This is a genomic window from Roseinatronobacter ekhonensis (assembly GCF_900499075.1).
Taxonomy (GTDB): domain Bacteria; phylum Pseudomonadota; class Alphaproteobacteria; order Rhodobacterales; family Rhodobacteraceae; genus Roseinatronobacter; species Roseinatronobacter ekhonensis.
In genome coordinates, this window is record NZ_UIHC01000011.1 from 81,107 (window position 1) to 105,475 (window position 24,369).

The following is a 24,369-nucleotide window of genomic DNA, read 5'->3' on the forward strand; positions in this document are numbered from 1 at the left end:
TAATCAGCACATCAGCTAACCGGCGCTTTGGATGACGCCTGTCTTAAAGCGCCTCAGCCTTGACCAGCGAATGCACGTCATCAACCCGTGCCGAAGACAGGTCGTCTTCGGTAATGCCGAATTCCTGACCGGTCAGGGATTCGATCCCACGCACCAGCGCAAGCGCATCCAGCCCGTAATACCGCATCAGGTAGGGGCGAGAACCACCATGCGCGTATGTGTCTTTCAGACCCAGCCGCACAAGGCGCTTGCCCACGCCAGCATCGGCCATGGTTTCGGCAACAAGGCTGCCGACACCGCCTTCGGTGACGTGGTTTTCCAGCGTGACCACGCCGTGCCTGACAGAGCCGATATGATCCAGCAGCGCCGCCGAATCGAATGGTTTGATCGTGTTCAGGTGCAGATGGCGAATGGACAGACCGGCCTTGGCAAATGCCGCGCGGGCGCGCATGGCTTCTTCTGTGCAGATGCCAGAGGTCACGACCAGCACATCGTCGCCCAAGGCCAGTTCGCGCATCTCGCCCACGCGGATCGGCGTGTCGAACAGGCGCGGGACTGCACCACGCAGCACCCGACACCATACGGGGCCGTCTATGCTGTCAGCCGCTTCGCAGATCGATTCGACCTCTGTCGCATCACCGGTTTCCAGAATGGTCATGTTCGGGATCGACCGCATGACAGAGATATCCTCTATCGCCTGATGGGTCATGCCGCCCGGCGTGGTCACACCCGGCAGGAACCCCATAAGCCGCACCTTGCGGCGCGGATAGGCGACCGACGCCATCAACTGGTCATAGGGCCTGCGATACATGAACACCCCGAATGTGTGGATGAAGGGGCGAAACCCGGCCAGCGCCAGCCCGCCCGCAAAGCTCATCATGTTCTGTTCCGCCATGCCCAGAGACAGAAACTGGTCGGGGTGGCGGTCGCGGAACCCGTCCACCTCGCACGAGGATGTCAGATCGGCGCTTAAACACAGGATATCTGGATTGCCCGCGGCATAAGCCTCAAAAGCGCTGGCATAGGGGCGGTTGACCATCTCGACCATGCTGGCCTCCGGTTAATGGGTGTAATCGACAGGGTCCACGCCAAGATCCTTGGCAATGGCGGTGTTGAAACGTGCGCGTTCGTCTTCGGATTTGAAGCGCAGGTAATGCAGGCGCGGGAAACGCTCTTCCAGGATCGGCATGCTGTGAAACGGAGAGGTGCGCGCCAGAATGATCAGGGGGCGTCCGTCATGCGGTTCGGCCATGGCGTCGCGCATCGCTTGCAGATCGTGCCCGTCGATTTCGACGCAAGCCGCGCCGAACTCGATGAACTTGCGGCGGATATCGCCCACCTCCATCACCGAGGACATGGCCCCGTCGCATTGCTGGTCGTTCACATCCATGATCGCATACAGGTTCTCTATTCCGTGATGGCGCGCGGCTTGCACCGCTTCCCATGTCTGGCCTTCCTGCACCTCGCCATCCGACATGAACACCCATGTGCGCCCCGGCTCGCCCCGTTTCTGGCGTGCCCAAGCCAGACCTGCGGCAGTCGACAGGCCAATGCCCAAAGTGCCGTTATGCACTTCCATGCCGGGGCTGTGTTCGGCACCGATCATCTCGACCGATGATCCGTCCTTGTTGAACATCTCCAGACCTTCGGGGGCCATGCGGCCCATTTCGATCAAGGTGGCATAGGCGACGAGCGCGTAATGCGCGGGCGCGATGAACAGGCGGTCGTATTCCGGCGTGGCGGGACCGTTGTAGCCTGCGCCGGTGTGGTAATCGGGGTTGTCGGCAGACGGCACACCGCCGAATGGCTTGGGCACCATCGGCAAGGTCGGCTCGCCCAATGTCAGCGCCTCGTTATACAGCCATGCCAGCTGCTCTGCCGCAGAACAGGCTTGGCTTAGATACCCGCCATTGTTGCGAATCGTGTGTTCATACACCCGACGCCGGATGCCGAGTGCCACCTCGGCGGTGTCTTTGGTATTCTGCATCACCACGCCCTTTTTGTTTACATTTGTCTATTTTAATGTCATTTGTATTGCAGAACCTTGCCGAGATCAAGCCTTGCTGCCATCATCGGAACAAGGAATGCGAAAGAGGGAAGGATGCCATGACCAAGATGCGCGCTGTCAGGTGTTTCGGGTTCGGCGGCCAGCACCGCCTTGTGCGGGATCAACCCGTTCCCGACCCCGGCCCGGGCGAAGTGCTTGTGCGTGTGGACCTATCCGGCATCTGTGCCGCTGATCGCGCGATGTATGACGGCAGTGGGCCTTGGACGCTGCCGTTCCCGTTTACGCCGGGGCATGAATTTACCGGCACCGTCGTCGCCATGGGCGATGGCGCGGCAGAACGTCACGGGCTGGCCATTGGCGACCGTGCGGTGGCGGAATTGAATATCGCCTATGGCAATGATTTCTACCGCCAGCGAGGTCTCTATCATCTGACCGACAGCATGGATGTGCTGGGGGCCACGAAGGACGGTGGCTGGGCAGAATATATGATCTATCCCGCCGACGCGCTGATCCACAAAGTGCCCGAGGGGCTAAGCGACCGCGCCGCGTGCTATACCGAACCTTTGGCCAATGCCATTCACGGGGTGCAGCGCGCAAATATCCAGTTCGACGATGTCGTGATCGTGTCGGGGGCCGGCCCCATCGGCATGGGGATGTTGCAGGCCGCGCGGCTGAAAACCCCGCGCAAGCTGATCTTGGTAAACCCCGGTGCCGCCAAGCGCGCGCTTGGGCTGCAGTTGGGGGCCGACATGGCCTTTGCGCCCGACGACCCGAAGCTGGATCAGGCCGTGGCTGACCTGACGGGCGGGCGCGGGGCAGATGTGTATCTGGAAGCGTCGGGCCAGACCGCCGCCTTCACCCGAGGGCTGGAACTGTTGCGCAAGCGCGGCACGCTTCTGGTGTTCGGCGTCTACAAACAGCCCGTCGCGGTAGACCTGAACATCTTTGGCGAGTTCAAGGAACTGAACATCCTTGGCGGCCATCTCGCGCCCTTCACCTACGGCACCGCGCTGGACCTGATGGCGCGGGGGCTGATCGACGGCGATGCTTGCGTGACGCATGTCATGCCGCTCGACGCGTTTGAAGAGGGCTTGACCCGCAAACCCGATGCGGGCGAGGTGCAGATCAAAGTCGCGCTCGACCCAAGGCTGTGATTCATGCGCTACACCGCGTCCCATTGGGGGGCTTATCAGTTTGACGGGAACGGGCTTGCGCCTGTGTCCGATGATCCAGCCCCTGCCCGCATCGGGCGCGGCTGGCTGAGTGCGGCGCGCGACCGCAACAGCCGCATTCTGACGCCCGCAATCCGCGAGGGCTGGCTGGCTGGCGATGGCGGCGCAGGGCGCGGGCGCGACGGGTTCGTGTCGGTGTCATGGGACCGGGCGGCTGGGCTCGCTGCGCAGGAACTGGCGCGGGTGCGCGACGCGCATGGCAATGGCGCGGTTTTCGCGGGGTCGTATGGCTGGGCCAGTGCGGGCCGCTTCCATCATGCCCAAAGCCAGTTGCGGCGGTTCCTGAACCTGTGCGGCGGGTTTGTCGGCGCGCGTGATACTTATTCGCACGCCGCCGCCGAAGTGCTGTTTCCGCATGTGCTGGGGCTTAGCAACCGGGCCGTGCAGGACGGTATGACAAGCTGGCCGCTGGTGGCGGAACATTGCACTTTGTTGGTAGCGTTCGGGGGCATTTCGCCCCGGACCGCGCAAATCAACTCGTCTGGCACCGCCGGGCACGAGGTGGCGGGCTGGCTGGGCCGCCTGCGTGCGCGGGTAGTAAATATCTCTCCGCAAGACAGTGACTATCCGGGCGCAGATTGGTGGGCCATCCGCCCCGGCACCGACACCGCGCTTTTGCTGGCGCTGGCGCATACGCTCTGGGCCGAAGGGTTGCAGAATGAGGGTTTTCTGGCGCGCTGCACGAGCGGTTGGTCAGAGTTCCGTGACTACCTGAGCGGCGCTGCTGATGGCGTCGCGAAATCTGCAGACTGGGCCGCGCCGCTGTGTGATCTGGACGCCGCGCGCATTCGCGCGCTCGCGCGGGACATGGCCGCAAACCGCACCATGATCACCCTGAATTGGGGGATGCAGCGCGCCGACCATGGCGAACAGCCGCTTTGGGCCGGTCTGGCGCTGGCGGCGATGCTGGGGCAGATTGGCCAGCCGGGCACGGGCTTTGCCTTTGGCTACGGGTCCACAACGGCTGTGGGGCGGCCCGCAAAGCTCTATGACTGGCCGTCGCTGCCGCAGGGCCGCAATCCCGTGGCAGATTTCATCCCCGTTGCGCGCATTGCCGACATGCTGGAAAACCCCGGCGCGCCCTACCGCTACAACCTGACAGAGCGGCGCTATCCGGACATCCGGCTGGTCTGGTGGGCTGGCGGCAACCCGTTCCACCACCATCAGGACCTGTTTCGGCTGGAACGCGCATGGCGTCGCCCTGAAACCATGATCGTGCAGGATCATAGTTGGACCGCGACCGCGCGTCGGGCGGATATCGTGCTGCCCGCAACCACCCCGCTGGAGCGCGACGACCTGATGCTGTCGCGCCGTGATCCGGCGTTGATCTACATGTCGCAGCGGATAGACCCAATGGGCTTGGCGCTGGATGACCATGACATTTTGCGCCGGATCGGGACGGAACTGGGGGTTGCCGAAGCGTTTACCGAAGGCCGCGACACCCAAGGCTGGCTGCGTTGGCTGTGGGACGGCACGCGCGCCGAAGCCGAGCGCCACGGAACTGACCTGCCCGATTACGACCGCTTCCGCGAGATGGGCCGGTTCGACATGCCGGATGCCGGTGACACGCGCGTTTTTCTTCAAGATTTCGTGCAAGCCCCAGCGCACCACCCGCTACCCAGCGAGAGCGGCAAGATCACGCTGTTCAACACCGCGATCGCGCGTGCCAAGCTGCCGGATTGTGCCGGGCATCCCGCATGGATGCCGCCATTCGAATCGCTGCTGGATGCACCAGAGGGCGCTTTGCATCTGATTTCGGGGCAGCCCGACACGCGGTTGCACTCGCAGAATGATCGCGGCGTGGAATCGCAAGCCGACAAGATTGACGGGCGCGAGAGTTGCTACCTGCACCCTGAAACCGCGCGCGCCCACAATCTGACCGAGGGCACCATTGTCCGGCTCTGGAACGCCCGCGGTGCCTGTCTGGCAGGTCTGCGCCTGACACCCACCATCCGGCTTGATTGCGTGGCGCTGCCCACAGGGGCGTGGTTCGACCCTGACGAAGACGGGCTGGAGCGTGCGGGCAACCCGAATGTCCTGACCCGCGACATTGGCTGCTCGACCCTTAGCCAGGGGAATACCGCGCATACAACGCTTGTGCATATTGCGCAGTGGCACGGCGATCTGCCACCGCTTTCCATAGCGCAACCACCTGCAATACGGCAGGGCTAGCGCAGTTTGCGCTGCGCGACGGCAAGCGCGAGCGCCGCGACAAGGATGATCCCCGACAGCGCGTCCTTGGTGTTGAAATTCAACCCCATCAGGTTCAGGCCGTTGGTGACGATGCCAAGGAACAGAACACCGGCGACCGTGCCCAGAACATTGGGCCGCCCGCGTGGGTGAAGGGCTGCGCCGATGAACACTGCGGCAATCGCATCAAGCAGGTAGGAAAACCCGGCCAGCGGTGTGAACATGCGAATGGAGGCCGCGCCGATCAACCCTGCCACGGCGCAGGTGGCGGCCGCGACGATATACGCGACGATCAGAATGCGACTGACCGGAATGCCTGCGACAATGGCCGCGGGGCGCTGCATGCCCATTGCATGCACCCGCCGCCCCCAGACCGACATTTCCAACACCACGAAATAGACCAGCGCCAGAGTGGCCGCGATGATCACTTCCAGCGGAATGCCCATCACATCGCCCATTGCAATCTCTCGGAACCCGTCGGGCATGCGCCGGTGCGAAATCGGCCCTCCGCCATTGGTGAAAATGCGCTGCACCGAAGAGCCGATGAAGAACGTCCCGATGGTGGCCATGAACGGGCTGACACGCAGCCCGACCACAAGAATGGCGTTCATGATCCCGACAAGCGACCCGCCCGCGACACCCGCACAGGCAGCCGTCACCCAGCCCGCGTCATATTCCTTCATGGCGACAATCGCGAAGGCGGCGCCGAAATCGAGGGCGATCCCCACGGACAGGTCAATCCCGCCGGTTGCAACGATCAGGGTCATGCCCAACGCAAGGATCAGCAGCACCGCCGACCCTTCGACTATGTTGAGCATGTTCTGGCCTTGCAGAAATACCGGGTTCCACGCCGCGAAAAAGGTCACGAAGCCCGCAAAGATCAGCAAGAAACCGAACCGGACAAAGATGCCGCGAATGCGGTCTTTCATGGGGGGGCTGTTCGCCATGCTCATGCGCGGCCTCGTTTGGCAAGTGCCGCAAACGCCACAACGGTCAGGATAAGCGCCCCTTTGATCAGCCCGAGCCAGAACACATTGACGCCCATGGATTTGAACCCGATCGTGATTGCTCCGACCAAAAGCGCGCCCAGAACCGCGCCCCACAATGTGACCACACGGCGCGGCGAAAACGCAGCGCCCAGGTAGGTGGCCAGCACCATTTCCAGCATGAGATTGTCTTCGACCCCCGGAGAAGAGCCGGAGCCGCGCGCAAGCACGAAAAATCCCGCGATGAACCCCGTCAGTGCTGCGAGCAGGAACGCGATGGCCAGATGGCGGCGCGCGCTGAGTCCGACCATCTCGGCGGCCTCGACGCTGCCGCCCCCCGCTTGCAGATGAAGCCCGAACCGGGTGCGGTGCAACAGGTGATACGCAGCAAGACCGAAGGCGGCGACACATAGGATACCAACCGCAATACCCGCGATTTCTGCATCACGCAGCCACAGTATAATTGGATGGTCGACATTTATGCGGCGGCTGGCCGTGACCATGTTGTTCACGCCCACGACCGCGCCGAACATGGCAAGACTGGCCAGCAGCGGGGTCAGGCCGATCCACGCGACCAGCGCGGCATTCGTTGCGCCCACCAGCAAAGCAGCGCCTAGGGCCAGCAGGCATGCCATGACAAAGCCGCCATCAGCGGCCAGCCATTGCGCTAATATCCCCGCAGCCAGAACCGTGGTCGCCGGGATAGACAAGTCTATCCCGCCAGCAACCACATCCTCGCCGCCAGCCATGACAACAATGGACATGCCGATACAGACCAGAACCACCGGCAAGGATTGTTCCAACACCAGACCGAGCGTCAGCAATGAGACAAAACCTGGGGCCTGAATGCCAATATGCACCAACATACCCGCGAAGATCAGGACCGGAGCGAAACCGACAAGCTGCTCGAGCGCGCGGCGTCTGGGTGGAATCGTGGCGCTCATACGGGCACCTCTTGTCCTTGCGGCGCATTCGTGGCGCCGGTGCTGAGTGCGATCAGGTCGTCCATGCTCTGTCGGGCCGGGTCAAGCTCTGCGACCACGCGTCCGCGCAACATGACCAGAATGCGGTCGCACAATCCGATCAGTTCGCCCGGATCGGACGAAGATACCAGAACCCCGGCGCCATCCTGCGCCAGACGGTTGACCACGCTGTATATTTCGGCCCGCGCACCAATATCGACGCCGACTGTCGGTTCATCGAGCACGAAGATATCGGCATCCCGTGCCAGCCAGCGCGCCAGCACAACCTTTTGCTGGTTGCCACCACTTAGAAAGCGCACAATGGCCCCGGTGTTGGCGGGGCGAATATCCAGTTCCGACACTTTGCGCGCCGCACGCGTTCTTGCATGGGCACGGTTTTCGACGCCGAATGTCGCGTCTTCGTCAAGGGTTGCAAGCGTGATGTTTTCGCCCACCGTCATTGGCAACACCAGCCCGTCATTGCGCCGGTCTCGCGGCACAAGCACTACTCCCTGCGCGATGGCGTCCGACGGCGTGCGAATGCGCGCGCGTTTGCCATGCAGGTGCAGCGTGCCGCCTTTGGCACGGGCCAGCCCGTAGAGCGTGTCGACCAGTTCCTCGCGGCCAGATCCGATCAAACCGGCCACGCCCAGAATCTCTCCTTTGCGCAGGGAAAGTGAGACATCTTCAAAGCCTGGCCCGGTCAGCTTGTCGAGCGTCATGACTGTCTCTGCAAAGCTGCGGGTTCTGGCGGGGTAAATATCGTCAAGATCGCGCCCCACCATGGCAGAGATCATCTTGGGGCCCAGCGCATCGTCCACATCGTCGAACACGGCGACATTGCGCCCGTTGCGAAACACCGTCACGCGGTCACAGATCCCCATGATCTCGTTCAGGTAATGCGAGACATAGAGGATGGTGATCTCCTGCTGTTTTAGCCGGAAAATAGCATCCATCAACGTCTTGACCTCGGCGCTCGCCAGCGGTGCCGTGGGTTCGTCAAAGACCACGACCTTGGCCTGCCCGTCGATCAACGCCCGTGCAATCTGGACCAGCTTGCGTTCCGCCGTGCCAAGGTCGCGCACAAGTCGGTTGCCGTGGATCGTTACCCCCAGCCGGTCGTGCAAAAACTCTTCGGCGCGGTGTCGCATCTGGCCTTTGCGCAGCCCGAAAGGCCCCGCCAGTTCCTGCCCCATGAAGATCGCTTCGGCGACGGTGAAATGCGGGACAAGGTGCAATTCCTGGTGGATGAACCTGATCCCGGCGTCATGCACGCTGGCCGGGGTGATGGGGTGTATGTGTTGCCCGGCGATCCGCAGTTGACCGGAATCTGGTGTGTATATACCAGCCAAGACTTTGATAATCGTCGATTTACCCGCGCCATTCTCACCCACAAGACCGTGTATCTCGGAAGGTTGCAAGGTCAGGCTGGCACTGTCCAATGCGCGCACACCGGGAAAGGTCTTCACGATCTCTTGCAGCGAAAGGGCGGCTTCGGTCATGGGCGCAGGTCCGGTAACGGGTGGAAAGAACCGGCCAGGTCCACTGTCCCCGGCCGGCTATGGTCGCAAAGGACGTGCAGCTTATTCCAAGCTGCCGTAGCCCAGCTCTCCGTAAGTCTCAATCGCACCGTCACGCCCGTCAACAGGCATCACATCGACATAGGTTTGCGACAGCAGCGTTTCACCCGCGAAATGGCGTGCCACATTCTGCGCAGAAATCGTGCCGATCAGACGCGGTTGCTGTGCCACGTTAGCGACGAAGGGGCTGCCCTCTTCCGCCATGATTTCAAGGGTATCGGGGCCAGCATCCAACGCCGTGACAATCACGTCATCGTCGCGCCCGGTTTCTTCCAGTGCCTGAACGACACCGATTGCGGGTTGGTCCCAGCACCCGACATGGATCGCATCAAGCTCGCCTTCCGGATACTGGCTTAGCAGGTCCAGCGTCTGGCGGCGCGCGTCTTCGGGCGCGTTGGCAAATTCCTCGGCCAGTTCGGGTTCCAGAATCTCGATGCCGGGATAGTCCTGCAACACGTATTTCCAAAGCTGGGTGCGGATCGCACAGATGCGCAATGCGTTCTCAAACGCGTTGAATACCGCGACCTTGCCTTCGCCTTCCAGCGCGTCAGCCATCAGGCGCCCGATCGTGGTGCCCATATAGTAATTGTCGGATGTGGTGTTGTTGATGGAATGCGGGCTGGGGTGATCCACCGTGAAAACCGGAATATCCGCCGCGCGTAGCGCTTCGAATTTCGGCTCGACCGCGCCATCCCCGAGGATCGAGATCACAGCATCCACTCCCGCCGCGCGCAGAATATCGTGGTTGTCGGCATGCACCTGATTGTCGCGCCCGCCATCGACCGCGCGCACAGTGCCGCCAAGAGCTTCGACGGTGTCGACCGCACCGTTGAACGCTTCGCGGTCCCAGAAGTGTTGCGTACCCACGACCGCGACACCGATGGTGCGGCCTTCAAGTGTTAGGTGATCGTCTGCCAAGGCAGGTGTCGCGAACGCGACCGAGGCGACGACCCCCGCCAGCACATATGCGTTTTTCATGTCTTCCTCCCAGTATGCTGTCATGCATGCCTTAGTGGAAGCACAGGGATTTACTTTTGTCAATTTATTTGGCAAGTGTCTGAAATGGGAGGCGCATATGGAAGCTGTCAGTCTTGGGCTGGATATCGGAACAACGGCGATAAAAGCTGCCGCCTATGACGCGCAGGGCCGGATTGCGGCGCGTACGGAAGCGCCTTCGCGCAGCATTGGCGACGGGCGGGGCCGGTCAGAACAAGACATGACCGAAGTCTGGCACGGCGTTTGCACCAGCTTGCGCGCTTTGCGCGACAAACTGCACGACCGGCCCATCGCGTCGCTGGGTATCTGCGGGCAAGGCGACGGGCTTTGGCTGCTGGACAAGCATGGCGCGCCATGTGGCCCCGCCATGCTGTGGAACGACACACGCGCGGCCCGCGATATGGCAGGGTTGGAAGCCTCTGGCGCGCTGGATGCTGTTGGCCTTGCGTCGCATACCGCGCTTTGGCCGGGAACATCGGGGATGCTGTGGCGTTGGCTGGAACACAACGAACCCGACCGCGCGGCGCGTGCGACCCATGCCATGACCTGCGCCGACTGGATCGGCTATTGCCTGACCGGCGTGATTGCCACGGATTTCAGCAACGCCACAATCCCGTTTCTGGACCTGCACAGCCGCCGCTATAGCACCAATGCGCTGACCGCGATGGGCTGCGAAAGCCTTGCCCCCAAACTTGCCGATCCGCGCCCGGCAGATAGCCCGCTTGGCACAGTCACTGCGGCAGCCGCCGCGGCAACGGGATTGCCAGAGGGCCTGTCAGTCAATGTCCCGACGCTGGATCTGGCGGCAATGATCGTCGGAATGGGCCTTCAACAGCCCGGTGATAGCATGTTCATCATGGGCACGACCGCTGTCGTCAACATTCTGACCGATCACGTCACGCCCACTCCAAGCCCTGTTGGCGCTTCGGCTCTGCACGCGTCCTCCGACGCGATTATCCGGATTTTTGCGCCCACGACCGGGGCCAGCGCGTTTGACTGGTTCGCCGGGCTGCACCCCCTAAGCCTGTCGGGAACAAATGCCGGCGAAGTGGCTGACAAGCTGAATGCCTTGGTGCGCGACGTTCCGCCGGGCGCGAATGGCGTAACCTTTCTGCCCTACCTGAACGGCGAGCGTGCGCCCTTTGTGGCACCAGAGGTTTCAGCCAGTTTCCACGGCTTGCGCGCACAGACAAGCAAGGCAGATATGGGCCGCGCCGTGATGGAAGGGACCGCGCTCAGCCTGCGGCATTGCCTGACAGCCGAAGGGCACACGGTGGACGGACCAGTCAAACTGGCAGGCGGTGGGTCGCGCAACCCGCTCTGGTCGCAGATCATCGCCGATGTGACCGGAACCGAAGTTGTGGTCACAAAGGATTCCGATCACGGGTTATGGGGCGCCGCGTGCCTTGGGGCTGCGGCCGCCGGTCTGGGGCCAGTTGCCTCGTTGACGCAGCGCGACGAAGAGCTGCACCATTTCCCGCCAGACCCAGAAACCGCGCGCGCCTATGACCGCGTTTTCACCCGTTATATGGCGCTTTCGAATGCCACGCGCGCCACGGCACGCACCCTGTCCCTATCAGAGGATCATCCATGAGCAACATGATGCAAGCGGCGGTCTATCATGCCCATGACGATATCCGCATCGAAACACGCCCCGTCCCCGAAATCGGCCCCGGAGAGATGCTGCTTAAAACCCTCGCCTGCGGCCTGTGCGGGGGCGAGGCTATGGCGTGGTATAAAAAATCGGAACCCAAGGTTCTGGGCCATGAACCCGTCGGCGAAGTCGTCGAACTGGGCGCGGGTGTCACGGATTTCAAACTGGGCGACCGGGTGTTCATCAACCACCACGTCGGGCGCGTGAACAGCCATCTGTCGCGGCGCGGGCATTTCACGCGCGACCCGTTCTACAGCCAGATGAAGCTCGATCCCGGCGGGGTCTGCGACTACTACCGCGTGACCGCCCAGCACATCGCGATGGACGCGCATATCCTGCCCGACAATATATCGACCGAAGCGGCGGTCACGATAGAGCCGTGGTCCTGCGTCCTGTCCGGCCTGAAGGTCTGCCATATCCAGCCGGGCGACACGGTCGCCGTGGTCGGTGCGGGGTTCATGGGGCAGGGATTCGTGCACATGGCGCCGCTATTCGGGGCGGGCAAGGTCATTGCCATCGACTATTCCGACTGGCGGCTGGAACAGGCGCGCAGGTTTGGTGCAACCCATACGATCAACCCGCGCGACAGCGACCCGACCGAAGCCCTGCGCGCCGCAAATAACGGGCGGTTGGCCGATACGGTCGTGGTCACGGCCCCCTTCCCGCCCGCATGGGACAGCGCGCTGGCCTGTGTAGAGGTCGGCGGCTGCCTGCATCTGGGCGCACCCCTGCCGCCCGAAACCGATTGGGTGCGCGACGGCCAACGTGCCTATTTCGATCAGATCACGGTCACGTCGCGCTATTCGTCCGACCATACCGACACTTACAGCTACATTCGCCTGCTGGAAGCCGGACGCATCGCGGCGGACCGGGCCATTTCGCACCGGTTCGACATTGCCCAATCGGCAGAGGCGTTTCGCTTGCTGGTCGAGGCCGAAAAATCGCTCAAGATCGTGGTCTATCCCCACGGCACACCGGAGGCCGCGTAATGCTGGACGCCCTGAAGCGCGACGTCTGCGAGCAGAACCACGAGTTGCCGAAAGCCGGTCTGGTCGTCGGATCGGGCGGCAACGTATCGGGGCGCTGCCCGGATACCGGACATGTCGTCATCAAGCCGTCGGGTGTGAAATTCGACAAGCTCACGCCCGAGACGATGGTGGTGGTCGATCTGGATGGCAATATTCTGGACGGCACCATGCGGCCCTCGGTCGATACCGGCATTCACCTCTATATCTACCGCCACCGCCCCGACGTGTTCGGCGTGGCGCATACCCATTCGCCCTATGCCACCAGCTTTGCCGCGCGCGGCGAGCGTATTCCGGCCGTGCTGACGCCCATTACCCACATGATCGGTCGCGACGTGCCCTGTTCGCGCTACGCGACACCGGGCGAGGTGGATACCGGACAGGCGGTTCTGGACGCGGCTCAAGGCGGTCACGCAGCACTGGTCAAGGCACATGGCGTGTTCACCATGGGCAAATCGGCGGCAGAGGCGACGGCAATTGCGATGTATCTGGAAGAGGCGGCGAAAACCACGCATCTGGCGATGCTGCGCGGCCCGGTCAAAGAACTTCCACAAGCTGAAATTGACCGCTGCTATGCGTGGTTTCGCAAGAACTATGGCCAGTCGGGAACGAAGCCCGTAAGCTCCTGACATGCAGGATGAACCGCTCAGCTTTCGAACCGACAAACATGCGCTTCTGGCGAATGTGGCGCTGATGTATTTCGGCGAAGGGCTGACCCAGAACGACATCGCCAAACGTTTGCAGGTCAGCCGCGCGACGGTCGTGAACATGCTGCGCGAAGCGCGCGAGTCGGGGATCGTGGATATCCGTGTGGACGGGCGCAGTCTGGCGGCGTCCAGCCTTGGGCTGGACCTGCGCGTGGCTTTCGGCCTCGACGATGTCTATGTCGCGCAAAGCGATCCCGAAGGCGGCATGCCCCGCGCCGAAATGCTGCGCCTGCTAGGGCGTGTAGGTGCGATCGCGCTGGCAGACCTCGTACGCCGAAATGACCGGCTTGGCGTCGCATGGGGCGAAACCGTGCATGCCCTGTCCGAACATGTGCCGCGGGCAACGACATCGGGCGTAAAGGTCTACCAGATGATCGGCTCCAAAATGTCGGAAAGCGTGCCGACATCGGAATCCTGCGCCATCGCGATTGCGAATATGCTGGGTGCAGCATGTTTTACGCTTCACGCGCCGGCCATCGCCTCTAGCGCCAAGGTCGCCCAGATGTTTCGGACCGAACCGACCATCCGCGCGCAGCTTGACGCCCTCTCGCAACTCGACATGGCGGTGGCATCCATCGGCAATGTCAGCGAGGAAACCCATCTGGCCCGCGCGCAAATGGTCAGCCCGGATGAATTGACAGCGGCCCGAAAGGCGGGTGCCGTTGGTATTCTGTGCTGCCGGTTCATAGATGCCGAAGGGCATGTCTTGCGCATGGCGCCCGATGACAGGCTAATCTCGACTGAATTGGACAGCATCCGACGTGCCGACCGGCGCTTGCTTGTGGTTGGCGGCGCCGACCGCGCCGACGCGACCCGCGCGGCCATTCGCGGCGGCTTCGTGTCACACCTATGTGTCGACCGTGCTTTGGCAGAGGCGTTGTTGCGCTAAGGCGCCGAAAGGACCGCTTCGCCCCAAAGGCGCAAAAGTTTCACCGCAACCCAAGTCACGTTGCCACCGACGGACGCGAAGCCGCCATGCCATGGTCAATGATCACGGACAAGAAGCGCTTTTGAAAAGCCGCGCAAACGGGGCTGGAACTGCCCTTTTGCCGCAAGATGAATCCCACGGTCCGACGCGCCGCGACGTCATCGAGCTTTAGCGCGCAAAGTTCTTCGTCTATCGCCCGTGTTGCAAGGGCGGGCAGGATCGTTGCACCCGCCCCGGCACGCACCAACGCCAAAAGCGAAATGACGTTGCGCGCACTGAACATCGACGCACCTTGCGGCATTTCATCATCCAACCCAGAAAACCCGGCTGTGGAGTTGTTCCTGATCAGCCGGTGCCCCTGCAAATCCGCTTTGCTCAGAGGGGCCGCATGATCCGCAAGCGGATGATCCTTTCGGCAAACCAATCTGAAAGGGTCGTCGAAGAGGGCCGTAAAGCGAAGGCCGCGACCGGCGACGGGCTTACCGCCAATACCAATATCCACCTCGCCGTTCTCTACCAGCATATGAACGCTGACACTGTCGGTGTCCAACAGGTCGATACGGATGCCCGGGTGCTCGACCAGCATGGAGCTGAGCAAAGAAGGCAGAAGTTGCGCCGCCACAGACGGCACCGCGGCGATTTTCAATGTCCCCTCCCGGCCCGCAGCAATCGCAGAAATGCTGTCGGTGATGCGGTCATGCTCGCGCAGCAAATCCCTTGCGAGTTTGCAAATCTCTTCGCCCAGCGCTGTCAGCGTGTGCTTGCGATCCGTTTCGAACAATGACGCCCCCAAATGCTCTTCGAGTTGCTTGAGTGTCATCGAGACCGCAGACACCGTACGCCCAAGGATTTTGGCAGCGTCACGGATATTGCCGCAATCGGCGACCGTGACAAAAACGCGTAGGGTTTGAATCCGGATCATCGCGCCCTCCTTCAGAAAAACTGTAATCATATTCACTTTAATTCGATTGCGCTGAAAGAGCTAGCCCCATAGCCTTCCCCATCGGAGGCACGATGGAAGACACAAGACTTTCGCTGGATCAGGTCGAAGAGCTTGCCTTGCAAGCATTGCTGCAGGCTGGTGCAACCCGTGCGCAGGCCGCGCCGGTCGCACGGTCCACACGTCTGGCGGAACGAGATGGCATTCGCAGCCACGGGTTGATGTATATCCCGGTTTATGCCGAACACCTTCAGTGTGGCAAGGTTCTGGGCACTGCACTGCCCGAGGTGACACAGCCGCGCCCCGCCGCGATCCGTGTCGATGCCGCGAACGGGTTCGCCCATGCCGCGATAGATGCCGCGTGGCCGCTGTTCGACGACACGATCCGCAGTCAGGGGCTGGCAGCCATGGCGGTCCGCCGGTCCTATAATTGCGGTGTTCTGGGGCATCATGCCGAACGGCTTGCCGCATCGGGGCTGGTGGGATTGTGTTTCATCAACGCCCCCGCCTCTATCGCGCCGACGGGCGGCCACCGTCCAGCCATCGGGACCAACCCCTTCGCGCTGGCCGTGCCCGATGGTGCCGGGGGCGCGCGACTGGTGATTGACCAGTCAGCAAGTGCCATCGCCAAATCGGAAATTATCCTGCGCGCCCGCAGTGGCGAGGCGCTGGAACCGGGCTGGGCGCTGGATGCCGACGGCGCGCCAACGCTTGACCCCGATGCTGCACTGGGCGGGTCAATGGTGCCCGCTGGCGGCCAGAAAGGTTTTGGCACAGGGCTTATGGTCGAAATCCTCGCGGCGGCCCTGACGGGCGGCAATCTGGGGATCGACGCCAGCCCGTTTTCGGGCCCCAAAGGCGGCCCGCCGGGAACTGGCCAGTTTTTCATCGGTATCGACCCCGGCGCGTTCGCCGCCGAAGCGTTCGCGGCCGCGGTATCGCGGCTGGCGGATACGATTCAGGATCAACCCGGCGCGCGCCTGCCCGGCGCACGCCGCGCCGCAAACCGCCACCGGACCGAAACAGAGGGTGTTCTGGTGAACGCCGCATTGATGGACAGGATCAAAACCGCTTAGGCGGGAAGGAACAGGATGACACTGGAAACACGCAACTTCATCGCTGGTGAATGGCTTGACGGGGCAGGCACGGTTGAAAACCGCAACCCGTCGGACCTGTCGGATGTCATCGGGCAGTTTGCGCAGGCCGATGCACCCCAACTTGCGCAGGCGCTGACCGCAGCGCGGCAGGCACAGGCCGATTGGGGGGCCACAGGCCCGCAAAAACGGCATGACGTGCTGATGGCAATCGGGCTGGAAATGATGACGCGGGCCGAAGAGATCGGCAGGCTGATCGCGCGCGAGGAAGGCAAGCCGCAGGCAGAGGGCAAGGGCGAAGTTTACCGCGCGGGCCAGTTCTTTACCTATTTTGCAGCCGAAGCATTGCGCCAGTTGGGCCAGACCGCCGACAGCGTCCGCCCTGATATAGAAATTGACGTGCGCCGCGAACCTGTCGGTGTGGTGGCGATAATCAGCCCATGGAACTTTCCCGTGGCCACCCCTGCGTGGAAAATTGCGCCTGCACTTGCCTTTGGCAATGCCGTGATCTGGAAACCCGCCAACCAGACACCTGCCAGCGCTGTGGCGCTCACCCAGATCATCGCGAAACAGGACATTCCGGCAGGGCTGTTCAATCTGGTCATGGGCGCCGGGCGTGAGATTGGTCAAGCCCTTGCCGAAAGCGCGCAGGTGGATGCGATCAGCTTTACCGGATCGGTTCCGGTGGGCCGCGGCATAGCGCAGGCGGCGATTCCCAACATGACCAAGTTGCAGATGGAGATGGGCTCCAAGAACCCGATGGTCATCATGGACGATTGCGACCTTGATCTGGCGGTGGCCCATGCCACGAATGCCGCATTCGGCGGGACGGGCCAGAAATGCACCGCTGCCAGCCGTCTGATCGTGCATGAGCGCATTCACGACGCCTTTGTCGAAAAGCTGGTGGCCAGCACGCAGGCGCTAAAGGTCGATCATGCGCTGGAAGACGGCACGCAGATTGGCCCCGTGGTCAGTGCCGACCAGCTTGCCGGAAACCTTGCCTATATCGACAAGGGCCGCGCCGAAGGGGCGGAACTGCTCTGCGGCGGGACGCGGTTGGAGCGCGCGACCGAAGGCTATTTCATGGCCCCCACCGTGTTTGCAAACACGCGCAACGATATGGTCATCAACCGCGAGGAAATGTTCGCACCGATTACCTGTGTGCTGAAAGCAGGCGGCTATGACGAGGCCTTGCATATCGCCAACGACACCGAATTCGGCCTGACCGCCGGCATCATGACCCGTGATCTGGCGCGCGCCACGCATTTCCGGCGCAATGCGCGGGCGGGCTGTGTCATGGTCAACCTGCCCACCGCCGGGACGGATTATCATGTGCCATTCGGCGGGCGTGGCGCATCCAGCTACGGGCCGCGTGAACAGGGCCGGTTCGCAGAAGAATTCTACACAATCGTCAAGACAGCCTACATCCACTCGGGGGCGCCGGCATGACACCGCGCATCGACGCCCTGCAATATGCCAACTGGTCGGAAAAGATTTTCCGGCAGATGCGCGCGGGCAGTGTCGATGCGGTGCATGTGACGATCACCTACCATGAGAATTTCCGCGAAACGGTGCTGAACATAGAGGCTTGGAACCGCTGGTTCGAGCAGTTTCCCGACCTGATCTTTCAGGGCTTTGACGCAAGGGATATTGACCTGGCCCACCAGACGGGGCGCACCGCCATCTTCTTCGGCGCGCAGAACCCATCCTGCATAGAGGATGATATCGGCCTTGTCGAAGTGCTGCACCGTCTTGGCCTGCGCTTCATGCAACTGACCTATAACAATCAGTCGCTACTTGCGTCGGGATGCTACGAGGCGATGGATACCGGCCTGACCCGCATGGGACGCGCGGTGGTGCACGAGATGAACCGTGTCGGCCTGGTGGTCGATATGAGCCATTCGGGCGAACGCTCGACACTGGATGCGATTGCACACTCATCCCGTCCTATCGCGATAACCCATGCCAACCCGTCAAGCTGGCACCCTGCCCTGCGCAATAAATCCGACCGGGTTTTGCGCGCGCTGGCGGAAAGCGGGGGGATGCTGGGGTTTTCAGTCTACCCGCATCATCTGCGCGGCGGCGGTGAGTGCACCGTGGCCGAGTTCTGCGAGATGGTGGCGCGGACCGCCGATCTGATGGGGACAGGGCAGATCGGCATCGGGACGGACCTGTGTCAGGACCAGCCCGATAGCGTGGTGGACTGGATGCGCGCGGGCCGCTGGACCAAGTCGCGCGATTATGGCGAGGGCAGTTCCGACAATCCCGGCTTCCCCCCGATGCCAGAATGGTTTCGCGACAACCGTGATTTTGGGCAGATCGCGGACGGCCTGCGCGCCGTTGGGTTCTCGGCCGAGGATGTCGGCGCCGTGATGGGCGGCAACTGGGCGCGCTTTTTTGCCGACGGGTTCGGCGCCGCAAGCAGCCTGCGACGCGAGGCCGCGCAATGAGTTGCGCAGGGCTGAACCCCGTGCCGCAGGCCAGCGCTTTCCGGCGTGGCCCGGACGAGGTGATGCGACTGGCGCGCATGGGATGCAGCCACCCGACACGGCTGTCGTTTCTGCGCCAGTTCCTGCGCCGCATAAAAGCCGAGAACTGGCAGTTTGATCGCCCGCTTTGGCAGATCGACGCACAGGGTACAGGTTGCGCGGTGTATCGGCTGACCGGACCCGTGCGCAGCTACAGCCTTGTCGCCTTTGCGCATGATCTGCCCGCAGAGGCGCGCTCTGACCGCGTCATCGCAACGGCATGGGACGCGACCTTTGCGTTGTTCGACGGCACCCCGACACCGGAAGATATTGACCGGCTGGCGGCAAATGTGCCGCGACAGGAAGCCGGGCGCATCAGCCCACGAGAGTTGAGCCTGAGCCGCGCCAACCGTTCCGTGCGGGTGTTCGACCATGTGGTCGCGCGACTGGCCGAAGGCAGGCAGCCCGACGCCGCCATGCTGCTGGAAACCGGCTATCTCATGCGCACAACCGCCGTTTACGGGTCGGGCAAGTTTGGCGCAGCGGATCGTGCGGCGATTGCCGGACGCCCGGAACTGAGCGCGCCATTTCAGGCAGAGATGATGTCGGTATGGCTGACTCGCGCCTTTACGGTCGATCTGGTGGAACATTTGGCCCATATGCGCGGCGGCGACCGCGCCACGCGGCTGGCGCCGGAGTTGCGGCGCGGGCTGGGGGTGGGCAATTCGACCGGGCTGGGCATGGCCCCCTTCGTGATCCGTCATCCTGTCTTGCTGAACAACTGGATGCTGGCGCGCGAAGAAGCGCTAGCGCGTGTCCGGTCGCAGCCCTGTGTCGGCCGCCCCGAATATGACGGCTTCCTGAACGCCCTGCATTTGGCCCAGGAAAATGCGCGCCTGTGGCACAGCGCGCATGGGGTCCAGCTGGTCAAACTGGCAGAACTTCGCGACAGCCTTGCGCAGATCATGGACCACGCGTTGCACGCTTGGGACCGCCAAAGCGCCCATCCGTGGGACGATCTTTGGCACTGGGGACAAGACGCCTTGCAGTTGGAAGGGCAGGAAGCCTTGCTTGCCGCGATGCTGGAACCACACGGCGCCCTGATCGACGGGCTGGGCGACTGTATGGATGCCGATGAGGATGCGTTCTTCGCCATCGACGGTGCGATGACTATAGGCGAATTGCGCGCTATCCTGACGAGCCGCTACGCTTGGGCGCTGGATGTCGATTTCACCGCGCGTCATCACTCTGCCCGGTTCTGGTATGTGTCCGAAGACAAGCTGGAACCGCGTCTGGGAGAGCGCTATCATGAACCGGGCGCGTCGCGCGAATTGCCGCTGGATGTTGCCCGACAGGCCGCTGGTCTTTGGGCGGCGCTGTCCGACGAGCCCGATGATCTGCCCGTGGCACATGTGCTGCTTGCGCATCCCGAATTTCGGCCCATCCTGCGTCGCGCCCAGATCGCCGCGCGACATCCGTTTGCCGAGATCCGGGACAATCTGATCGCGGCGGATATGCTGCCGATCGATATCTTGCGCTGCAAGCTGGCGTTTTTCGGGGCCAGCCGTTTCGACCCGCGGTCGGATCGCTGGGTGCGTATCAGCCTGTTTCAGGGCGCACCCTACCCGGATGAAATGGCGGAGGCGGCGCATGATCTGTGACACGCCGTCCACAACCGCGCTGGAATTATCGCTGTCAGAGATCAGCGCGTTGACCACGCGCGCAATACGCGGCGCCGGGCGCGACTGGGGCGCAGCAGAGGAAGGCGCGAACGCCGCCTGCTGGCTGGCACGCGCCGGTCTGGACTGGGCCAGCCTGCTGCTTGCGGTGCTTGACGGACCGGGCAAGGGCACTGACTGTCCGTTGCGCATTGGCATGAAGATTGCAGATCATGCCTTGCTGCCAGACAGTCTGTCGCGGCCCGAAACATCTTGCCACAAACTGACAGCCCCCGGTTTCCTTCTGCCTTTCGCGGCGCAGGTGGCCGACCGAACCGCGACAGCGGTGGTGCTGGACTGGGACAACACGCGGGCCGCTCTGGTGCCCGGTTGCCCCCCCGCCGTGTCGGGGACCACTGCAACCCGACCCCGCGCAGACGTCACGATCACATCGGCACCTGCCGAGCTGTTCGAGCGCGCGGATTGGCCCGATCACCACCATGGCCTTGTGTCAGCTGCGCAATACGCCCGGCTGACACTGTTGGTGGCGGCCTTCACCGTGCCCAGTTCCACCCTGTCACAGGCCGGTGCGGGCGCCAACGAGGAAGACAACGACTAGACGACACCGAACCACCCCACCTGTCCATCCAAAAGGGAGAATGAGACATGAAAAAGACACTGATCGCGACGGCCTTTGCGGGCCTTGCCTTGCCCGGAGCGGCGCTTGCCGACTGCGGAGAAGTTTCTGTTGCGGAAATGAACTGGGCCTCTGGCCAGATCATCACGCGGATCACGGGATTCCTGATGACGCAGGGCTATGGCTGCGATGTGACGATCGTGCCATCCGCAACCACCACCGCCATCACGTCGCTGGCGGAAAACAACGAGCCCGATGTGGTGCCCGAACTTTGGGTCAATTCCGCACCCGCGTATTTCCGGCTTGAAGAAGAAGGTCGGCTGGTCAAGGCAGCAGATGTATTTGCCGAAGGCGGGAGCGAACACTGGTGGGTGCCCGACTATCTGGTCGAAGCGCACCCCGAATTGGCAACAATTGAAGGTGTGTTGGCCAATCCAGAACTGGTCGGCGGACGGTTCCACAACTGCCCAGATGGCTGGGGCTGCCGGATCGCCAACGATAACCTTGTGAAGGCGTTCGATTTCGAAGGCAACGGGATGGAGGTGTTCAACCACGGTTCCGGCGATACGTTGCCCGCGTCTATGGCTGCGGCCTATGAAGCGCAAGAGCCTTGGTTCGGCTACTACTGGGGCCCGACTGCGGTTCTGGGCCGCTACAACATGGTCGCCGTGGATATGGGACCGCACGATCCCGAGATTCACGCATGCAACCAGACACAGGACTGCGCGACGCCCGGCATCTCTGCGTATCCCGCAGCGCCGGTGTTGACCGTGGTCACGTCGGATTTTGCAGAGCGCAACCCCGAAGTCTTTGAGTTGATCAGCAATATCTCTTTTGGCACACAAGAGCTGAGCAACCTGTTGGCATGGCAGGTCGAGAACAGCGCTTCGGCGGAAGAGGCAGCGGTTTACTTCCTGACCACCAGCCAAGACACTTGGAAAGGCTGGATCAACGACGCCGCGACCGAGAAACTAAGCGCGATCTTCCAATAAAAGCGAACCGGGGCGGGCACCGTATAACTGCGGTGCCCGCCTCCGAACACCCCGCCCGCACGAGGAGTGACGGAAAATGGCGACTTATGATTTCATCTTCAACGGGCTTGGGCTGCGCGACTGGTGCGACCAGGATGCGACGACCGGCCCTATGAGTATGGCCGATCTGCTCGCCGGTAGCGGTGGCGGGCAGGCCGAAAAGACCATGCTCCAATCCCTGTGGGAGTTGCCGTTCCCGTCGCTCGACGCTCTGAACCAGGCGTGCCCCGCGATTTCGCGCTCCCGCGATCTGACACGCGGGCTGGAAGAGAGTTTTTTGAATGTCAAAGACCCGCTGAAAGTGGTGTTGGACCCGATTACGCAACCGCTAAGCTGGGTGCTGGAAACGGCGTTGCAGATATTCACCACCACGCCATGGTGGGTCATGCTGCCGTTATTGCTGGTTCTGGTCTGGGTCGCGTCGCGCTCTTGGGCGCTGATGGGCTTTGTCGCCACTGCGCTTGGGTTCCTGCTGTTCGTGGACCATTACACATTCGCGATGCAGACCATGTCGATCATCTTTGTGTGCGCCTTTTTATGTGTGGTGTTCGGGGTGCCTATCGGAATTGCGATGTCGCGAAGCGACACCATGCAACGCATTTCGATACCGATCCTCGACATGCTGCAAACCCTGCCCACATTTGTTTATCTCATCCCGCTGATCTTCCTGTTTTCAGTGACAGAGCCCAAACTCTACGGGATTGCCATTATCCTCTATGCCATCGTTCCGGTCATCCGGCTGACAGATCTGGGCATCCGGCTGGTCGATAAGGACGTGATAGAAGCGGCCGAAGCCTTCGGTATGACCCGGCATCAGAAACTCGTCCGGGTGCAGATCCCCCTTGCGTTGCCCAATATCATGGCGGGCGTGAACCAGACCATCATGATGAGCCTTGCGATGGTGGTCATCGCCTCGCTCGTCTCGGCGCCGGGTCTGGGCGTGCTGGTCTTGCGCGGAATTCGCAATCTGGAATTGGGCGTCGGCCTGATGGCCGGTCTGGGGATTGTGCTACTGGCGGTGATACTGGACCGCGTCACCAAGGCTGCACTTGCGCGCGTCAACGCCGCCGCAAGCGTGCCGCGTCATTGATCGGGGACGGACATGGATCACAACGCAAGCGTTTCAATTCGCAATCTTTACAAGATATTCGGCGCCAATCCGGTCGCGGCGCTGAAGCGCGTCCGCGCAGGCATGAGCAAGGCCGACCTGATGAACGAGCACCGCCATGTGCTTGGTCTGAGCGACATCAATGTAGAGATGAAGGCGGGCGAGATCACCGTCATCATGGGCCTGTCGGGTTCTGGCAAGTCGACCCTGATCCGGCATGTGAACCGGCTTATCGAACCGACAGCGGGCGAAATTCTGGTCAATGGCGAAAATATCCTCGATTTTGGCGAGGCGCGGTTGCGCGACCTGCGGCGACGCCAAATGTCGATGGTGTTCCAACACTTCGCGTTGCTGCCGCACAAGACCGTGCTGGACAATACCGGAATGGCCCGAGCGGTGCGCGGCGAGGATCGTGCCGCCTATGAGCAGGACGCACGCAAATGGCTGGACCGTGTTGGTCTAGGTGGGCAGGAAAGCCAGTATCCGCATCAACTGTCGGGCGGCATGCAACAACGCGTCGGAATCTCGCGCGCATTGACCTCGAACGCGCCGATTATGCTGATGGACGAAGCATTCTCGGCGCTTGATCCGCTGATCCGCACCGATATGCAGGATTTGCTGCTGGAATTGCAGAAAGAACTGCACAAGACCATCGTCTTTATCAGCCACGATCTGGACGAAGCTCTCAAGCTTGCGGACCATCTTGTCATCCTGAAAGACGGCATCGTTGTCCAGCAGGGCGAACCTCAAGAGATCCTGCTCAACCCCAATGATCCATATATCGTGGATTTCATCAGCGACATTAACCGCGCGCGGGTGCTGCGTGTTCGCTCTGTGATGGATACATCGCCCGCAGAGGCGCCCAGCACCGCTGGCAAAGTCGATGCAGATGACACGCTCGAATCCGTTATTGCGCTGTCCGGCGGCGATACCGCCCTAAGCTATGAGGTGCATCGCGACGGCGCGCATGTCGGTTTTCTGAACATGAAAAAACTCGTGCGGGCCTTGGTGCCGATGCAGGCTGCAGAAAACGGCATGTGAAGTGGTCCGGCAAATTTGGACAGCGTGCTAAGATGTATCCAACGCGCACGAATGGATACGAGAATGACAAAGCGACGGAACTTTTCAGACAAGTTTAAAGCTGCTGTGGCGCTTGAGGCGCTGC

General features: G+C 62.1%; 21 protein-coding genes and 1 pseudogene. 14 read left to right on the forward strand and 8 right to left on the reverse strand.

The features are described from left to right. Positions 1-43: 43 nt before the first annotated feature. Positions 44-1,048: a transketolase family protein gene (locus ROE7235_RS07685; protein WP_121094272.1), complete on the reverse strand. Its 1,005-nt coding sequence runs from the start codon at positions 1,046-1,048 to the stop codon at positions 44-46. Between the two features lie 12 nt (positions 1,049-1,060). Beyond that, positions 1,061-1,987: a transketolase gene (locus ROE7235_RS07690; protein WP_121094274.1), complete on the reverse strand. Its 927-nt coding sequence runs from the start codon at positions 1,985-1,987 to the stop codon at positions 1,061-1,063. A 119-nt stretch (positions 1,988-2,106) separates the two neighbouring features. Between ROE7235_RS07690 and ROE7235_RS07695 the strand changes: the two genes are divergently transcribed. Continuing rightward, positions 2,107-3,162, forward strand: a complete 1,056-nt coding sequence (locus ROE7235_RS07695; RefSeq protein ID WP_183073389.1) for an alcohol dehydrogenase catalytic domain-containing protein — start codon at positions 2,107-2,109, stop codon at positions 3,160-3,162. Positions 3,163-3,165: 3 nt separating this feature from the next. Next, on the forward strand, positions 3,166-5,412 hold the full coding sequence (locus ROE7235_RS07700) for a molybdopterin-dependent oxidoreductase (RefSeq protein WP_121094278.1): 2,247 nt from the start codon (positions 3,166-3,168) through the stop codon (positions 5,410-5,412). Here the strand turns inward: ROE7235_RS07700 and ROE7235_RS07705 are convergent. The 4 genes from ROE7235_RS07705 to ROE7235_RS07720 form a co-directional block, all read right to left on the reverse strand. Beyond that, positions 5,409-6,383 (reverse strand): ABC transporter permease, encoded by a 975-nt coding sequence (locus tag ROE7235_RS07705; protein ID WP_220669542.1) that lies wholly within the window; start codon positions 6,381-6,383, stop codon positions 5,409-5,411. The genes ROE7235_RS07700 and ROE7235_RS07705 overlap by 4 nt on opposite strands. Beyond that, positions 6,380-7,360, reverse strand: coding sequence for an ABC transporter permease (locus ROE7235_RS07710; protein ID WP_121094280.1), 981 nt, complete (start codon positions 7,358-7,360; stop codon positions 6,380-6,382). Before ROE7235_RS07710 ends, ROE7235_RS07705 begins: the two co-directional genes overlap by 4 nt. Beyond that, entirely contained in the window at positions 7,357-8,880 is a 1,524-nt protein-coding gene (locus ROE7235_RS07715) for a sugar ABC transporter ATP-binding protein (RefSeq protein WP_121094282.1), read from the reverse strand. The genes ROE7235_RS07710 and ROE7235_RS07715 overlap by 4 nt, the downstream gene beginning before the upstream one ends. 81 nt (positions 8,881-8,961) lie before the next feature. Next, positions 8,962-9,936, reverse strand: coding sequence for a sugar ABC transporter substrate-binding protein (locus tag ROE7235_RS07720; protein ID WP_121094284.1), 975 nt, complete (start codon positions 9,934-9,936; stop codon positions 8,962-8,964). Positions 9,937-10,033: 97 nt separating this feature from the next. On the opposite strand from ROE7235_RS07720, the gene ROE7235_RS07725 reads away from it, so the two are divergent. From ROE7235_RS07725 to ROE7235_RS07740, 4 genes are read left to right on the forward strand one after another with little or no spacing between them, the layout of a single operon-like run. Next, positions 10,034-11,548 carry an FGGY-family carbohydrate kinase gene (locus ROE7235_RS07725; RefSeq protein WP_183073391.1) on the forward strand — a complete coding sequence of 505 codons (1,515 nt, stop codon included), beginning with the start codon at positions 10,034-10,036 and terminating at the stop codon, positions 11,546-11,548. Continuing rightward, positions 11,545-12,597: a zinc-binding dehydrogenase gene (locus ROE7235_RS07730; protein WP_121094288.1), complete on the forward strand. Its 1,053-nt coding sequence runs from the start codon at positions 11,545-11,547 to the stop codon at positions 12,595-12,597. The genes ROE7235_RS07725 and ROE7235_RS07730 overlap by 4 nt, the downstream gene beginning before the upstream one ends. Then, a complete protein-coding gene (locus ROE7235_RS07735) occupies positions 12,597-13,262 on the forward strand; it encodes a class II aldolase/adducin family protein (protein WP_121094290.1) in 666 nt (221 codons plus the stop codon). The genes ROE7235_RS07730 and ROE7235_RS07735 overlap by 1 nt, the downstream gene beginning before the upstream one ends. Position 13,263: 1 nt before the next feature. After that, positions 13,264-14,229: a sugar-binding transcriptional regulator gene (locus ROE7235_RS07740; RefSeq protein WP_121094292.1), complete on the forward strand. Its 966-nt coding sequence runs from the start codon at positions 13,264-13,266 to the stop codon at positions 14,227-14,229. Between the two features lie 55 nt (positions 14,230-14,284). Here the strand turns inward: ROE7235_RS07740 and ROE7235_RS07745 are convergent, their stop codons facing one another. Beyond that, on the reverse strand, positions 14,285-14,980 hold the full coding sequence (locus ROE7235_RS07745; protein WP_245963905.1) for a LysR substrate-binding domain-containing protein: 696 nt from the start codon (positions 14,978-14,980) through the stop codon (positions 14,285-14,287). Positions 14,981-15,016: 36 nt separating this feature from the next. Continuing rightward, positions 15,017-15,220, reverse strand: a pseudogene (locus tag ROE7235_RS20920) (helix-turn-helix domain-containing protein); the annotation flags it as partial. A gap of 62 nt (positions 15,221-15,282) precedes the next feature. On the opposite strand from ROE7235_RS20920, the gene ROE7235_RS07750 reads away from it, so the two are divergent. The 8 genes from ROE7235_RS07750 (at position 15,283) to ROE7235_RS07785 (ending at position 24,245) form a co-directional block, all read left to right on the forward strand. Then, positions 15,283-16,284, forward strand: coding sequence for an Ldh family oxidoreductase (locus tag ROE7235_RS07750; protein ID WP_121094296.1), 1,002 nt, complete (start codon positions 15,283-15,285; stop codon positions 16,282-16,284). 15 nt (positions 16,285-16,299) lie between these two features. Then, positions 16,300-17,751 (forward strand): aldehyde dehydrogenase family protein, encoded by a 1,452-nt coding sequence (locus tag ROE7235_RS07755; RefSeq protein ID WP_121094298.1) that lies wholly within the window; start codon positions 16,300-16,302, stop codon positions 17,749-17,751. After that, positions 17,748-18,752 (forward strand): membrane dipeptidase, encoded by a 1,005-nt coding sequence (locus ROE7235_RS07760; RefSeq protein ID WP_121094300.1) that lies wholly within the window; start codon positions 17,748-17,750, stop codon positions 18,750-18,752. The genes ROE7235_RS07755 and ROE7235_RS07760 overlap by 4 nt, the downstream gene beginning before the upstream one ends. Further along, positions 18,749-20,431 carry a hypothetical protein gene (locus ROE7235_RS07765; RefSeq protein ID WP_220669543.1) on the forward strand — a complete coding sequence of 561 codons (1,683 nt, stop codon included), beginning with the start codon at positions 18,749-18,751 and terminating at the stop codon, positions 20,429-20,431. The genes ROE7235_RS07760 and ROE7235_RS07765 overlap by 4 nt, the downstream gene beginning before the upstream one ends. Continuing rightward, a complete protein-coding gene (locus ROE7235_RS07770; RefSeq protein ID WP_183073395.1) occupies positions 20,421-21,047 on the forward strand; it encodes a DUF3726 domain-containing protein in 627 nt (208 codons plus the stop codon). The genes ROE7235_RS07765 and ROE7235_RS07770 overlap by 11 nt, the downstream gene beginning before the upstream one ends. 47 nt (positions 21,048-21,094) lie before the next feature. Beyond that, a complete protein-coding gene (locus ROE7235_RS07775) occupies positions 21,095-22,057 on the forward strand; it encodes an ABC transporter substrate-binding protein (RefSeq protein WP_121094302.1) in 963 nt (320 codons plus the stop codon). Positions 22,058-22,133: 76 nt separating this feature from the next. Beyond that, entirely contained in the window at positions 22,134-23,186 is a 1,053-nt protein-coding gene (locus ROE7235_RS07780; RefSeq protein WP_121094303.1) for an ABC transporter permease, read from the forward strand. A 12-nt stretch (positions 23,187-23,198) separates the two neighbouring features. After that, complete coding sequence (locus ROE7235_RS07785; RefSeq protein ID WP_121094305.1) at positions 23,199-24,245, forward strand: quaternary amine ABC transporter ATP-binding protein; 1,047 nt, start codon at positions 23,199-23,201, stop codon at positions 24,243-24,245. Positions 24,246-24,369: the final 124 nt, after the last annotated feature.